We start from the raw sequence: 303 nt of genomic DNA, 5'->3' as shown, positions 1-303 counted from the left end.
CGATCGACTCGTAGAGCGGGCGCAGCTGGGCCACGGCCGGTTCCGGGCCGTCCTCCCGGTACGCGAGCAGCGCCTCCGGCCAGAGCACGTCCTCCGGCGCGGCCGTGATCCCGGTCCGGGTCCGTTCGCGCATCTTCTCCGCGAACCGCCGGGCGGCCGGCAGGTCACCGCGGAGCAGGCTGAGCCGGACCAGCGTGCCCAGCAGCGGCACGGTGAGCTGCCAGATCGCCTGCTGCTCGGCCAGCTCCACGCCGGCGACCGCGGTCTCCACCGCCTCCTGCAGCGTGCCGCGCGCGGCCAGCA

Annotated in this window: 1 pseudogene; it reads right to left on the bottom strand. The window is 75.9% G+C overall.

The features are described from left to right. Window positions 1–303 (bottom strand): annotated as a pseudogene (locus tag OP04_RS55285) (LuxR family transcriptional regulator); the annotation flags it as partial.

The organism is Catenuloplanes japonicus (assembly GCF_000717135.1).
Lineage (GTDB): Bacteria > Actinomycetota > Actinomycetes > Mycobacteriales > Micromonosporaceae > Catenuloplanes > Catenuloplanes japonicus.
This window is presented reverse-complemented; position numbering and strand designations above follow the sequence as displayed.